Source organism: uncultured Planktomarina sp. (assembly GCA_943788425.1).
In the GTDB taxonomy this organism is placed as follows: Bacteria; Pseudomonadota; Alphaproteobacteria; order Rhodobacterales; family Rhodobacteraceae; genus Planktomarina.
Genome location: CALSQF010000004.1, coordinates 209,647 through 222,264 on the forward strand (window position 1 = coordinate 209,647; position 12,618 = coordinate 222,264).

The following is a 12,618-nucleotide window of genomic DNA, read 5'->3' on the forward strand; positions in this document are numbered from 1 at the left end:
ACTTAAATTCTTGTTTTATTCATCTGTTGTTCTACGATCTTTGCAGCTTTGTCGAGGTTATCTGACACATTGCCATAAATTTTTCGCAAAGTTTTGTTTTGCTCGCGTGCGGTGTCATCCTCAATGAATTTGGTAAAGTCGTCCAGGTTATCAACATTGGGAAGACATTCAAACATAGGCTGAAAGCTATTCATTACAGCTACAGGCTTGCCTTCATAAACTGCATCCAAAATAGTGGTAGAAGGATGAGAGATCACGCAATCCGCTAATGCGATAACATCGTTAATTGTTGCCATAGCCATAATGCCATAGTGACGCTCTGATCGAATTATGTTCGGACAATCGATGCACACCTTGGCAATTTTTTGTTCAATATTGTTGCGCCGTTTCCCACGGTGACTTCGCAGTATGAAAGCAATATCGGGGCGTGATTGCGCGGCTGCTGTCCAAACCCTCAAAGCCTTTTCAAACATGTGATCCGAGTAACGTTCCGCCTCAAAGCCAAAATTATGACATATTAAAACTCGGCGAGAAAATTTTGACAGCTCTGCGGCAAGTTTATCCTGGTTTGGCCAAGTGCCAAGTAAATTGGTTTTTGTAATGCCGGTCACATGCAATCGATCTGCCACATCTGGGGCAAGAAAATCTGTCGCTGTATTTGGTAAGTCTGCCCATATTAGGAGAGTTTGTGAATAATAATCCCAAACATCGCGCAATTCTCCCTTTGTTTGGAGACCCTGCTGCACCATGCCATGTTGAATAAAAATAACATTTTTTTTCAACCTTTTTATGAATGTATCTCTAGGACGAAACTTGCCGCCGTAAGCAATTGGGTCGGAATGGGTTAATATAAAATCTGAACGTGCAATTTGTAGCCAGCTAAAAATCTCTATCTGGAGGAAAGATTTGACCACATAAGAAACTCCCGATGCTTCTAGTATTTGTTTAATTCTTGAGTCAATTTTTATAAGTCTGTGGTTGATGATAATTTTCACATCAACCTTGCCTCGTTTATGAAGGCGGATAATTAAAGGCACGCATGAATCAAACGCTGGCATGTGTGGCACGATCAGAAGTATTTTTTTTCTATCATCAACCATTAGTATGATTATTCCGCTTATTGATATTTTTGACGATGAGCTTAGCCGTATTACTATTTAGTGACGCAAATGCTTTAGCCTTTTTTTGCTTCATCTGAACGCTTGGCAGATCTTTGTTTAAAGCCAGAAGGTGAGTGTACATGGCGTGTGGAGTTTTAAAGGTTTCAAACACCCCTGCTTGTTGTGCAGGCCTTGCAACAAAGTCGACTCCATAGGTAGAGGGCCCCATAATAACTGGGCATCCAGCAGACAAAGGCTCAATAATGTTATGTCCGCCCATATCGGTAAAACTTGCACCCACAAAAACCACATCCGCAAGTCCCAGGTACAAGTCAATTTCACCAAGTGTGTCCCCTATGAGTACCTTACTTTCAGAATTTAGACTATCGATTAGTTGGCTGCGGCGCGTGCAGGGAATTTCACAAAATTTCAATAATTTGGCAATAGCGTCAAATCGCTGTGGGCTGCGCGGCACCCATATTACACGTGCTTGCGGTGCTGCTTGAAGAAAATCTGTGACAATTTTTAGTAAAATAGCTTCTTCACTTTTTACGGAAGACGCAATCATGAAAGTAAAGTTTGCATTCCAAGTGCGACGTAGATCGCGACCATAATCCAGAAGAGCTGAATCCGGTTGCGTATCAAAGCGTAATTCGCCGGTAGTAGAAACGGCCTCAGGACGCACCCCGGTAGCAATATAGCGCTCTACATAATCTTGCGATCGTGTAAATATATGATCGAATAGACGGTACAGATATAGTCCGTGTCGCCGCCAGGTTTGCAAACGTTTCATGCGATTCATTAAAAGATTGCCATTCGCCATGAACATTGGAATGGACAATCTGTCCGCTTCGATCAGCATTGCTGGCCAAATTTCAATTTCCAAAACAATACCAAAGGCTGGCTTAGCGCGTCGTAAAAACAACTGCACTGTCCAGAAACAATCGAATGGAGCGTAAAGGTGGGTTACCCGCGGGTCATTCCCAAACTGCTGCACGCCTCGATCAAACCCCGCTGGTGACAGGTGTGTTAGGAGGACATGATGTCCATCGTTTAGAAACTCCTGCACTAAAGGACGTGCAGCGTTCATTTCTCCTAGCGATGCTGCATAAATCCATACCCCGCCCTTAACACCAACGGGCCCTAGTCCCCAACGATGACTCATGTGATACAGATGCCCTGGTTCTTTTCGCGCGCGCCATAAAGCAAAAAGACCTGATAGAGGCAGTGCTAAATGATAGGCTATTTGATATATGAAATAGGCAATCCGTGTTGTGATCGGGAGTTCACGGCGTTTGGAATGGGTCCGCATAGTTAGCCTAAACCTAGTGAGCGAAACATTGCCTCAGCAAGCTCCCAATCTTCGGGCGTATCGATGTCCTGCACCCGTGACCGTGGAAGCGGTATACCTGCTACTTTGCCTTCGAAAATAGATTTCCCAGCTGACCATGCGCTAGCCTTTGCCCAATAGAATTGACCCGCATCATGAAAACACTCCTCTAAATCTTGACTGCGCGTTGAGAACTGCTCCGGATTTATCATCTCTATCTGATCCAACGACTTAGCACGCAAAGCCCGTTGGATAGGAAAGGCATAACTTGTCACCGACATCGCAAAGTCTGCATGATTTAACTTGTCTGGACCAATAGCCACTTTTTCTGGCTGTAAAAATGGGGCGGTGGCATAGAGGCAACATACGGCGCAATCATTATCCAAACCCAAAGTGTTGACTGCATGCGCCATTACATCAATGGTTGTTGCAAAATCATCTGACAGGTGCTGGGGCCTTTGGAACGGCGCCTCAACACCCATCGGGATTACAGTCTCCGTGATTTCAACATCATCCGTCGATACAATTATACGTTCAAATATGCCAACAGATTGCGCAGCAGCTACGGTCCATTCGATAATTGGCTTTCCGCAAAAGAGTTTAACGTTTTTGCGTGGGATACGCTTTGATCCACCGCGTGCGGGGATAATACAAATACTCATATTTGCTCCTTTTGAAGAGTGTAAGTGATTTGCAAAGGCGTATGTCCATTGGCATTCATTTGAGCCTGCCGAGTATGATCTCCGACAGGCACATGCAAAACAAAATTTGCGTTACGCATAGATTTAATCTCGGGCAAGGGATTATATTCATACAAAATTTGTTTAAGCAAAACAGGCAGTATATGGTCAAAACCTGGGAGTAAATGTACACCGATCGAATTATCGTTTTGCAAATAAAAATTACCAACACACTCAGTTGCTACGAAAACAAAATTCCAGCTTCTGTAAGGGTGTGTTTTAATAAACTCCTGATGATCTTCCAAGGTGGGTAAGTTGATGTGGCTAATTGTATGTCTGCGCAATTTAAGGGCTTCATAAAGTGCGCTTATATGATCGTCCTTCGGAACGATGCTTTCAAATGTCAAACGAAAATAATTGTAACAAAAAAAATCTTTATCCTGGCCGGTTTCCACAAAACCGCAAGCTGCAAAACAAGCGCGGCTTGCTACATTATCACTGCGAATGCGCGCACGAATGGGCATAGACCCTATTTGAGCTATACCTAAAGTTAACAAAGATTTACCGAAACCTTTCCCTTGCGCAGCAGGGGCAACAGCAAGTGATACCACGGCATGATCACTTTCAACATTGAAGCGCACGACGCCGATTGGAAGCCCTTCGTGTTCTCCAATAAATACATGCTCGGTGGTACTTTGCAATGTGTGAGTTAACCAACTAATGTGATCCTCCCAAATTAGTGGCTTCGTTCGTTCCGAAGCTGCCCGGACATGGGGATCATTTCTCCAAGAAAATAAGCTCTTAGCGTCACTTAGTTTTGCCAATCGTATTGTAATTATCCCACGCATATTAACTGATATCGTCGTATCGGATGGGTGTGCCCTTGGGGATGTAATGCAATGCGTGCTTTTCGTTTAGTGCGGTTGGATCACTCGCCGGTATCCCTGCGTTGGGACGAATAAAACGAAATAGATCTGACGTGATTTTTTGCCCTTTTTGAATGTCTGCTGTTGCAAATGCAGAACGTCTGCCAATAGATTTATTTACCATTTCAGCCTTCGTCGTTTGTTTGATTGGCGATCCACGAAGTGTCATGATGTCACTTACACCGTTTGCTATATCCCTCATAATTGGTGGAGTGGCTGAAAAGCGGTGATCAGGCCCTGCACGGGTAGGGTCATTAGTGTAATGCTTTTCAATAGCAACGGCTCCCATAGCAGCTGCAGTCAAAGGAGCAATAGATCCAATTGTATGATCCGAAAAACCTACCAATCTATTGAACTGATTTCCGATTTCTGCCATCGCACTTAAATTAATGCTGTCGAGTGGTGCTGGATATGATGAGCAGCAATGCAATAAGATAATCGTTGCTGCATTATTTTTATCTAACACCTCGAGAGCGTGGTTAATTTCTGGTAACGTCGCCATTCCAGTTGAGAGAATAATAGGTTTACCAGTTTGCGCAGTCGTGGCCAGAAGATCATCAAATGTCATTTCGAAACTGGCTATCTTATACATTGGACAATCTAGTGTTTCGATAAAATCTAAATCACGTGGATCGTAAATCGAAGTGAACGGAATCAGACCGCGTTCACGGGCACGTTCAAACAATGGCTGATGAAATTCCATAGGCATTCCGGCAGCTTTATAAAGGTCATAAAGGGTAGGACTGCCCCAAATTGGATCAATTTTCATGGTATGATGACTTGATCGCATGGTTAAAGTATCAGCAGTATAAGTTTGTAATTTTAAACAGTCCCAGCCCGCATCTGCCGCAATGTCGACTAAAGCCAAGGCCTGATCCAGATCGCGGTCATGGTTTGCACTGATTTCAGCTATAAGTAATGGCCGTTCTTGTGGACCAATTGTTCGATTTTCAATTGTCAAAGTTTGTAGTCGCATATCATTGGTCCAATGAATAGGTAGCGTGGGATACGCTGTGGCACGTTTAATTCTTAGACGAGTGTTTGGCAATCGGATTATAGATAAGCCCTCTACGTATCTTCAATACGATACCCGCTAAACCATATGTTTTACGGTAGGCACATTTTATTAATAAATCCCGAAGTCATCGCACTAGCTGGCGGAAAAAGACCATCGATTACGAATGGATGGTGGCTAAAACGCGCAATAAACAGATTTTAATTGTTCTGGATCACTAATCGCTAGTGTTTTGGACGGACTTCTGTCAAACTAGTCCGTATAAAAAAGGAGGAATTAAAGTATGCGTTTGGTTCTATCAATTATTTTATTTTTTACTTTTTATCAGAACGTTACAGCTCAGGACGTAACGGAAGACCAGATCAAACAACTGGCGCTTGAGGCGATTTTGGAAAATCCAGAAATTATCATGCAGGCGGTCGCTATTTTGCAGCAGCGTGAGAAGGAACGGGCGGCATCTGGCGCCAACACTGTGCGTTTGCAGCTTGAATCCGACCCCAACGCCCCCAATATTGGCAACCCCGAGGGCGATGTTACAGTGGTGGAGTTTTTCGACTATAATTGTCCCTATTGTCGGAGTGCGGGTCAGACGGTGCAGGCGCTCCTCGCGGCCGATGCAAATGTACGGGTCATCTATCGTGAATGGCCAATTTTGGGCGATGATAGTGTAATTGCGGCCCGTGCTGCTTTGGCTGCACGCGAGCAGGGCAAATATGAAGCCTTCCATTGGGCTTTGATGAATGGGGAAGGCCGTGTCACGGAGGCTCTTATTTTCAAAGTGGCGCGAGATTTGGGCATGGATGTGGCCCAACTTGAAGCGGATATGGTGAGACCGGCTGTGGAAGCGCATATCGCTTTGAGCAATGCTTTGGCGCAACAATTGGGCTTTACTGGGACGCCGGCCTTTATTGTGGGTGATAAAACAGCGCCGGGCATGTTGAGCTTTGACGAAATCACCCGGTTGGTTGCTGATGCACGCAAAAATCCATAATACCGGCGGTCTACCGGTGCCGTTTTTGGGATTGCTTCAAGGCTGAAACTGCGCGACATCAAACAAAATTGACTTGATGGAGCACAGCAATGACATCGCCGAATATTCTAGTCATAATGGCCGATCAACTGGCGCCACATTTCACCGGTGCCTATGGTCACGAGGTGGTGAAAACTCCACATTTGGATGCTTTGGCCACACGCGGGATGCGATTTGATGCGGCCTATTGCAACAGTCCGCTTTGCGCTCCATCGCGCTTTTCCTTGATGGCGGGACAATTGATTAGCAAGATTGGCGCCTACGACAACGCATCTGAATTCGCCGCCTCCATCCCGACCTTTGCCCATTACCTCAAATCTCTTGGCTACAGCACATGCCTGTCTGGAAAGATGCATTTTGTTGGACCAGATCAGATGCATGGTTTTGAAAGCCGGGTGACCACAGATATCTACCCGTCTGATTTTGCCTGGACCCCCAATTGGCAGCAGGCTGATGAGCGGATTGATAAATGGTATCACAACATGCAGACCGTGAAAGAAAGCGGTCAAGCCATGGCCAGTTTTCAGATTGACTATGATGACGAGGTAGAATTTGCCGCCAAGCGCAAGCTATTTGATTACGCCCGCGATGGGGCGAAGCCTTGGTGTATGGTGGCCTCTTTCATTCATCCGCATGATCCTTATGTCGCGCGGCCCGAGTGGTGGGATCTCTATGACGATGAAGAAATTGATCTGCCGCGTCATCCCGAATATGCAACCGATGCCTTTGGTCAACGGGTGTTAGAGGGAATCGAGGCCTATTCCAAGCCTTTGACGCCGGAAGAAGTCCGGCGTGCGCGCCGGGCCTATTACGCCAATGTCAGTTATTTTGATAGCAAGATCGGCGCTCTGGTTCAAACAGTTGAGGAGATGGGGCAGCTGGACAACACCATCATCATCGTCACCGCAGATCACGGCGATATGTTGGGTGAAAAAGGCCTTTGGTATAAGATGAACTTCTTTGAGCACTCTGCGCGCGTGCCCTTGATTATGGCCGGCCCTGGCGTCGCACAGGGGCAGACCGCAAATGCATGTTCTCTAGTGGATCTGTTGCCGACTATGGTCGAGATCGGAGGCGGAAGCGCAGATATGTTTGGCATGCCTGTGGATGGGCGTTCGTTGATGCCTTTGGCGCGGGGAGAGGATGATGAGATCTCGGAGGCCATTAGCGAATATTGTGCTGAGATGACCGGTCACCCCGTGTTTATGATCCGCCGTGGCGATATGAAATATATTCATTGCGACAGTGATCCGGCGCAGCTGTATGATCTGGCCAATGACCCTTGGGAGCTTGAAAACTTGGCCGACCATCCAGCCTATGCGGTTATAGCAGATGGCTTTGCACAAGAGGTTGCCCAGCGGTGGGACAGTGCAGCACTGCGCGACAAGGTGATGGCCACTCAGAAAAATCGTTTTGCGCTGAATGCGGCGATGCAGGCTGGAGCATCGGAGCATTGGGATTACAACCCGCCGTCTGAGGCGTCGCAGCAATTCGTGCGTAACCACATGGATTGGACCGTGGTGGCTGAGCGCTTCCGCTTCCCGCCCGTTACCTGACACTTCAAATTGATCCATAAAAATACCCCCGCATCTTTTGATGCAGGGGCTGTGGTGTCGCGTTTCACGCTGTTAATCAGTCGTCTTGTGGCAGCATCAAGTTTAAGACCACTGCCAGCAAAGCTGTTGGCGCTACGGCAGAGGTTGCCAAAGTTTTCCAGATGCCAGGCAAATATTGCACAGCACTTGGCACCAAGTTGAGCCCCAGACCGACAGCAAGTGACACAGAGATAATGATCATGTTGCGACGCGACATCTTCACTTCGGTCAACATATTCATACCGGCCGCAGCTACCATTCCAAACATCACGATCACGCCGCCGCCGAGAACAGGCAGAGGCATGGAGGAGATGACGGCCCCGATTTTTGGGATCAATCCGCAGACGATCAAGAAAATTCCTGCAATTGTCACCACATGACGCGACATAATGCCAGTCATGCCCACAATGCCAACGTTTTGGCTGAAGGATGTATTTGGCAAGCCGCCAAAGACGGCGGCGACAGCTGTGCCCAGACCATCTGCATAGGTCGCGCCGGCGATTTCATCATCGGTTGCATCGCGGCCTGCGCCGGCTTTGGTTGTCGCTGAAGCATCACCCACAGTTTCAATGGCTGAGACCACAGATACCAATGTGACACCGATCACTGCGCCGAGGCTGAATTCGAACCCATAGGGCATGACAGTCGGCACTTGGAACCAAACGGCTTTTGTAACGCCGCCGAAGCTAACCATACCAGCGAGAATGGCGACAATGTAGCCGGCAATCAGGCCGATCAAAACCGCTGCATTGGAAATTAGGCCTTTGGTCAGGAACTTACAAGCCAATGAGACGACGACGACAGTCAAGGCCACAGTCCAATGTTTTAAAGATCCAAAGCTTTCAGCAGCCATTTGAAAATCTGCCGCGCCACCTGCTGCGTATTTAATCGCAACGGGGATGAGGTAGAGGCCAATCGCTAAGATCACCAGACCGGTGACAAGAGGTGGGAACATGAAGCGTAGCTTCTGGATCACACTACCCAGAGCGAAGTGTATGATACCAGCAATTAAACAGGCGGTCAGGGCGACGCTCAAGCCTTGTGTTGCGGCCACACCGGCTAAAACACCGACAAAAGCAAAGCTGGTGCCCTGCATGATTGGCAAACGCGCGCCAATGGGGCCCATGCCAACAGTTTGAAACAGAGTTGCCACACCGGCAAAGAGCATGGCCATCTGGATGAGGTAGACCTGCTCTGCACCACCAAAGGCCAGACCTGCGGCCCCGGCGACGATGATAGATGGGGTTACGTTTGAGGCAAACATCGCTAGAACGTGTTGCAATCCCAATGGGATAGCCTGCCCCATTGGAGGCGTGGCGTTTGGATCACCATAGTTGATATCAGACATTTCTTTTCCCTTCGTTATGAGTATTGGCACCTGCCAATTATTGACCCTTATTTTTAATTTTCCGTGTCATTGATTGAACGACAGGCCGCGCCCCTGGACCTTTAGAACGCGATAGCGGCAGTTTATCCATGTTTTTTCCCTTAGGTCAAAACAACTTTGGTGAAATCACAGTATTCCTTGGATGCTTGGTGGCGAATCCTCGGGTCAGCGCAATTTAATGGTCAAATCTATATGTGCGCTGGACGCCCTTAATCAATTGTTAGGATTTTTCGGGTCAAAGAGGTTTTATTAAATTTGGGGCGATACCATGAGCAGTTTATAACAGAATGCCTCCTTTTTGACATTTTCAGGTGAATTGGCCTCTTCTGGCGCGGTGCGACTGCTTTCGGTGATGCTGCAAGCGCCGGGACATAGTTTGATGCTGGAAGCCAATGGTCGTGGCGATTGGCTGCGCGAGGACCTTGCCCAATTGGGCCAGGAGCTGTTGCGTGCCGCCCAGCGGCGGCCGGTCCGGCGCGATTGGTTTCTCTATAACCTGCCAGGTTTGTGACTTGAAGATTTCGAACCGGATTCGGGCGCCGCGTCTCATCCGAAGGTCATCGTGCGTCTCACCCGCGGTGGGGTTCAGCAATTGGTGGCCAAACCCAACCCAGAGGGCGCGGTTCCAGTTTTGGAAAATGTTGTCCTGCCATTGCGCAACCTTTCGGCCTATCTGCACGCGACGGGGGATCGGGCGGTGCCCCAACTTGGTGCTCAGGCCTCTAAAATGACAGCGCGTCAGATTGATGGATTCTATTGGCCTTCGGCGGGCGCATTTTGGAAGGTGATCAAGAGGAGATGTTGCCGTTGCACGGCCATTGGCGACATGGTTAGGTGCTACATGTGATCCCTTTTGGGGTGATGGCGCAATTGCAAAGGTTGATGTCGCACAAGACCTTGCCAATTTTCTGCGATAAATTACCCTTAGCGCATGCTTATAGATGCCCTCCAATATATTTCCCCAAGCCGCGCTGTTTTTGAGCAAATGCGGGCCGGGCGCCTGTCGGCTGTCCATGTGACTGTTGGATACCATGAAGACTTTCTTGGGGTGGTGCAAAACCTTCAAGTTTGGAATCGTTGGTTCGAGGATTGCAGCGATGTAATTGCTCGCGCAGTGACTTGCGAAGAGATCCGGGCGGCCAATGCTGCGGGGAAAACTGCTATTTTGTTCGGCCTACAAAATCCTTTGGCGATTGGGGCGGATATTGGCCGGGTTGAGATCCTCGCGCAATTGGGCATTCGCTTTTGCCAAATCACCTATAATCAGCAATCCCTCCTTGGCGCTGGTTGTTTCGAGCCAAATGACAGCGGCCTTACCGCTTTTGGCCGTGAAGTGGTCAACGAAATGAACCGGGTGGGCATGGTCATTGATTTGTCACATGCGGGTCACCAAACCGCGATGGATGTGGTAGATTATTCTTTGCGTCCCGTCACCGTGACCCACGCTAATCCAGATGCATGGCATCCCGCGCCGCGAAATCTGCACCATGATTTGCTGCAAGCCTTGTCTGAGCGCAGCGGCATGGTTGGCTTTTCACTCTACCCGCATCACCTGCGTGGTGGCAGCGACTGTAGCTTGACTGACTTCGCAGAAATGGCGCAGGAAATGATGCAACGATATGGGGCTGGAATGTTTGGAATTGGGTCAGATCTGTGCCAAGATCAACCCGACAGCGTGGTGAATTGGATGCGGAATGGCCATTGGCGCAAGCATCCTGCACCGCCCGCGGTCTTTCCCGCTTGCCCAAGTTGGTTTGGCGACAACCGCGATTTCCCTGGCTTGGCGCCGGGGCTACTGGCGGCGGGCATGACAGAGGTAGACGTCGCGGGCCTGATGGGGGACAATTGGATGAATTTTTGGCAAGAGGCCTTTGTAATATAATGAAAGATTTTGCGATGGATCAGAGTGATTTGCGCCCAGCCGATGAGGTGATGCGGTTGAGCCGTATGGGGTCTATGTTTCCCTCGCGCCTGTCCTTTTTACGCACATTGACCCGCCGTCTGATTGCGGATGGCAGCCAGGTAAGCCGACCGCATTGGCAGATTGATGGCGATGGCTATGGCACGGCAGTTTACACGGTGACACTGGGCCGGCACCGCTACTCGCTCTTTGCCATCACTCAGCCGCTAGACCCTGATATGCGCACTGACCGGGTGATTGCTGAGGCATGGGATGCCGCCTTTGTGCTATACGATGGCGTGCCGGATGCTGCGGAGATTGCCCGTCTGTCGAGCCAAGCTCCCCTGCAAGAGGCGGGCAGGTTCACACAAAAAGATCTGTGCCTGTCGCGTGCCAATAAATCTGTCCGCTTGTTTGAGCAAATTGTCAGCGCCCTGCGTGCTGGCAGTGCTTTGCCGATGGGGATGATCCATCAGATCGGCTATTTGATGCGCACCACAGCAGTTTATGGCAATGGCAAGTTTGGCATTGCTGATCGGCGCGACGTCGCGCAGAGGCCGGGGCTTGAAGGGCCCTTTATGGCCGAAATGCTCACAGTTTGGCTAATTCGCACGTTCACCCACGATTTGATCGAGCACATGGGGGGGGCGCCTCTTCCGGCGCGGGTGAAACGGCAACTTGGTATTGGTAATTCAACAGGCTTGGGCATGGCGCCGTTTTTGGTGTCTCATCCGCTCTTGCTGCACTCTTGGATGATGTGCCGTGAGACCGCTTTGGCGCGGGTCCGCGCCGCGCAGATCGATGCAGATGCGGCACAGAGGTTGATGACCTTGGCGCGCCGGGCCGCGCAACACTTGCTTGAGTGGAATATCCCAGACCCGATGCATCAAGCGCGGATTGTCACGCTGCGGCAGGAATGGGCTTGCCTTACGCAGGGGCTGACAGAGTTCGGGCTATGCCAGGACGGCGCCGCTGATGCGATTTTGGAGCGCAGCCGCGCCGGCAGCTGCGATTTGCAAGAATTGACCGTCAGCTGGCTGATCGAGCCGTTTAGCGATTTGGTGGATGGGCTGACCGAGTGCATGGCCAATCCGTTTGACCCTGTTTTGCAGGTACAGATGAGCTGTGAAGAGCTCTGCGCGCTTTTGCAGGCCCATTGCGAATTTGCAACCGAGATTGATTTCACAGATCCACAAGCCAGCGCGCAATTTTGGTACGTATCTGAAACTAAGTTGGAGCCGCGCATCGGGCAGCGTCAATCGGAGCCGGGCGCTGATCGGGAAAGCCCACTTGATATCGCAAGGCGCATCCACGCCCTCGCTAAGGACTTATCGGGTCATAGCGGTCCAATTTGGCAGTTTTTGACTCAATTTCCTGAGCATCGCTATGCCGTGCAGCGGGTGCAGGCTTTGGCTCAAAACCAATACTCGGAAATTCGCGATAATCTTGTGGACGCAGATATGGCGCCAATTGATATGCTACGCTGTAAATTGTCGTTTTTTGGGGCCAGTAAATTTGACCCGAAATCACAGCTCTGGACGCGGATAACATTGGCGCAAGGGGCGCCTCTGGCAGCAGATTTGGCCGATGGGCATGCTTGCGACGATTGGTGGCTTCCGGTGTCTGCGCCGTGATTGCTTCGTCCAATGAGCTGC

At 49.4% G+C, this 12,618-nt stretch carries 12 protein-coding genes; 6 read left to right on the plus strand and 6 right to left on the minus strand.

Going from position 1 to position 12,618, the window contains the following annotated elements; translation table 11 throughout:
• Nucleotides 1-2 precede the first annotated feature (2 nt).
• Genes ABLW18_RS04285 through ABLW18_RS04305 form a run of 5 tightly spaced genes read right to left on the minus strand, consistent with a single transcriptional unit; the run spans nucleotide 3 to nucleotide 5,012 of the window.
• Nucleotides 3-1,100 carry a hypothetical protein gene (locus ABLW18_RS04285; RefSeq protein ID WP_347823621.1) on the minus strand — a complete coding sequence of 366 codons (1,098 nt, stop codon included), beginning with the start codon at nucleotides 1,098-1,100 and terminating at the stop codon, nucleotides 3-5.
• Entirely contained in the window at nucleotides 1,093-2,412 is a 1,320-nt protein-coding gene (locus ABLW18_RS04290) for a glycosyltransferase N-terminal domain-containing protein (RefSeq protein WP_347823622.1), read from the minus strand. The genes ABLW18_RS04285 and ABLW18_RS04290 overlap by 8 nt, the downstream gene beginning before the upstream one ends.
• A gap of 2 nt (nucleotides 2,413-2,414) precedes the next feature.
• Entirely contained in the window at nucleotides 2,415-3,092 is a 678-nt protein-coding gene (gene pseF, locus ABLW18_RS04295) for a pseudaminic acid cytidylyltransferase (RefSeq protein ID WP_347823623.1), read from the minus strand.
• On the minus strand, nucleotides 3,089-3,934 hold the full coding sequence (locus ABLW18_RS04300; RefSeq protein ID WP_347823624.1) for a GNAT family N-acetyltransferase: 846 nt from the start codon (nucleotides 3,932-3,934) through the stop codon (nucleotides 3,089-3,091). The genes pseF and ABLW18_RS04300 overlap by 4 nt, the downstream gene beginning before the upstream one ends.
• A 25-nt stretch (nucleotides 3,935-3,959) precedes the next feature.
• The gene (locus tag ABLW18_RS04305) at nucleotides 3,960-5,012 is read right to left on the minus strand and encodes an N-acetylneuraminate synthase family protein (protein WP_347823625.1); all 1,053 of its coding nucleotides are present in this window, start codon (nucleotides 5,010-5,012) and stop codon (nucleotides 3,960-3,962) included.
• A 322-nt stretch (nucleotides 5,013-5,334) separates the two neighbouring features.
• Between ABLW18_RS04305 and ABLW18_RS04310 the strand changes: the two genes are divergently transcribed.
• Nucleotides 5,335-6,042 (plus strand): DsbA family protein, encoded by a 708-nt coding sequence (locus ABLW18_RS04310; protein ID WP_347823626.1) that lies wholly within the window; start codon nucleotides 5,335-5,337, stop codon nucleotides 6,040-6,042.
• Between the two features lie 89 nt (nucleotides 6,043-6,131).
• Nucleotides 6,132-7,637, plus strand: coding sequence for a choline-sulfatase (betC, locus tag ABLW18_RS04315; RefSeq protein ID WP_347823627.1), 1,506 nt, complete (start codon nucleotides 6,132-6,134; stop codon nucleotides 7,635-7,637).
• Nucleotides 7,638-7,713: 76 nt separating this feature from the next.
• Here the strand turns inward: betC and ABLW18_RS04320 are convergent, their stop codons facing one another.
• Nucleotides 7,714-9,024, minus strand: a complete 1,311-nt coding sequence (locus ABLW18_RS04320) for a nucleobase:cation symporter-2 family protein (protein ID WP_347823628.1) — start codon at nucleotides 9,022-9,024, stop codon at nucleotides 7,714-7,716.
• A gap of 337 nt (nucleotides 9,025-9,361) precedes the next feature.
• On the opposite strand from ABLW18_RS04320, the gene ABLW18_RS04325 reads away from it, so the two are divergent.
• The 4 genes from ABLW18_RS04325 to ABLW18_RS04340 all read left to right on the plus strand — a co-directional run bounded on the left by ABLW18_RS04325 (nucleotide 9,362) and on the right by ABLW18_RS04340 (nucleotide 12,597).
• Entirely contained in the window at nucleotides 9,362-9,574 is a 213-nt protein-coding gene (locus ABLW18_RS04325) for a hypothetical protein (RefSeq protein ID WP_347823629.1), read from the plus strand.
• A 51-nt stretch (nucleotides 9,575-9,625) separates the two neighbouring features.
• Nucleotides 9,626-9,910, plus strand: coding sequence for a hypothetical protein (locus ABLW18_RS04330; protein ID WP_347823630.1), 285 nt, complete (start codon nucleotides 9,626-9,628; stop codon nucleotides 9,908-9,910).
• A gap of 84 nt (nucleotides 9,911-9,994) precedes the next feature.
• Entirely contained in the window at nucleotides 9,995-10,945 is a 951-nt protein-coding gene (locus ABLW18_RS04335; RefSeq protein WP_347823631.1) for a membrane dipeptidase, read from the plus strand.
• Nucleotides 10,946-10,959: 14 nt separating this feature from the next.
• Entirely contained in the window at nucleotides 10,960-12,597 is a 1,638-nt protein-coding gene (locus ABLW18_RS04340) for a hypothetical protein (RefSeq protein ID WP_347823632.1), read from the plus strand.
• Nucleotides 12,598-12,618: the final 21 nt, after the last annotated feature.

What these genes read in the sequence shown, in the direction of transcription:
- betC (WP_347823627.1), top strand. Translation starts at nt 6,132, where the DNA reads ATGACATCGCCGAATATTCTAGTCATAATGGCCGATCAACTGGCGCCA.
- ABLW18_RS04310 (WP_347823626.1), top strand. Translation starts at nt 5,335, where the DNA reads ATGCGTTTGGTTCTATCAATTATTTTATTTTTTACTTTTTATCAGAAC.
- pseF (WP_347823623.1), bottom strand. Translation starts at nt 3,092, where the DNA reads ATGAGTATTTGTATTATCCCCGCACGCGGTGGATCAAAGCGTATCCCA.
- ABLW18_RS04340 (WP_347823632.1), top strand. Translation starts at nt 10,960, where the DNA reads ATGGATCAGAGTGATTTGCGCCCAGCCGATGAGGTGATGCGGTTGAGC.
- ABLW18_RS04305 (WP_347823625.1), bottom strand. Translation starts at nt 5,012, where the DNA reads ATGCGACTACAAACTTTGACAATTGAAAATCGAACAATTGGTCCACAA.
- ABLW18_RS04290 (WP_347823622.1), bottom strand. Translation starts at nt 2,412, where the DNA reads ATGCGGACCCATTCCAAACGCCGTGAACTCCCGATCACAACACGGATT.
- ABLW18_RS04320 (WP_347823628.1), bottom strand. Translation starts at nt 9,024, where the DNA reads ATGTCTGATATCAACTATGGTGATCCAAACGCCACGCCTCCAATGGGG.
- ABLW18_RS04285 (WP_347823621.1), bottom strand. Translation starts at nt 1,100, where the DNA reads ATGGTTGATGATAGAAAAAAAATACTTCTGATCGTGCCACACATGCCA.
- ABLW18_RS04335 (WP_347823631.1), top strand. Translation starts at nt 9,995, where the DNA reads ATGCTTATAGATGCCCTCCAATATATTTCCCCAAGCCGCGCTGTTTTT.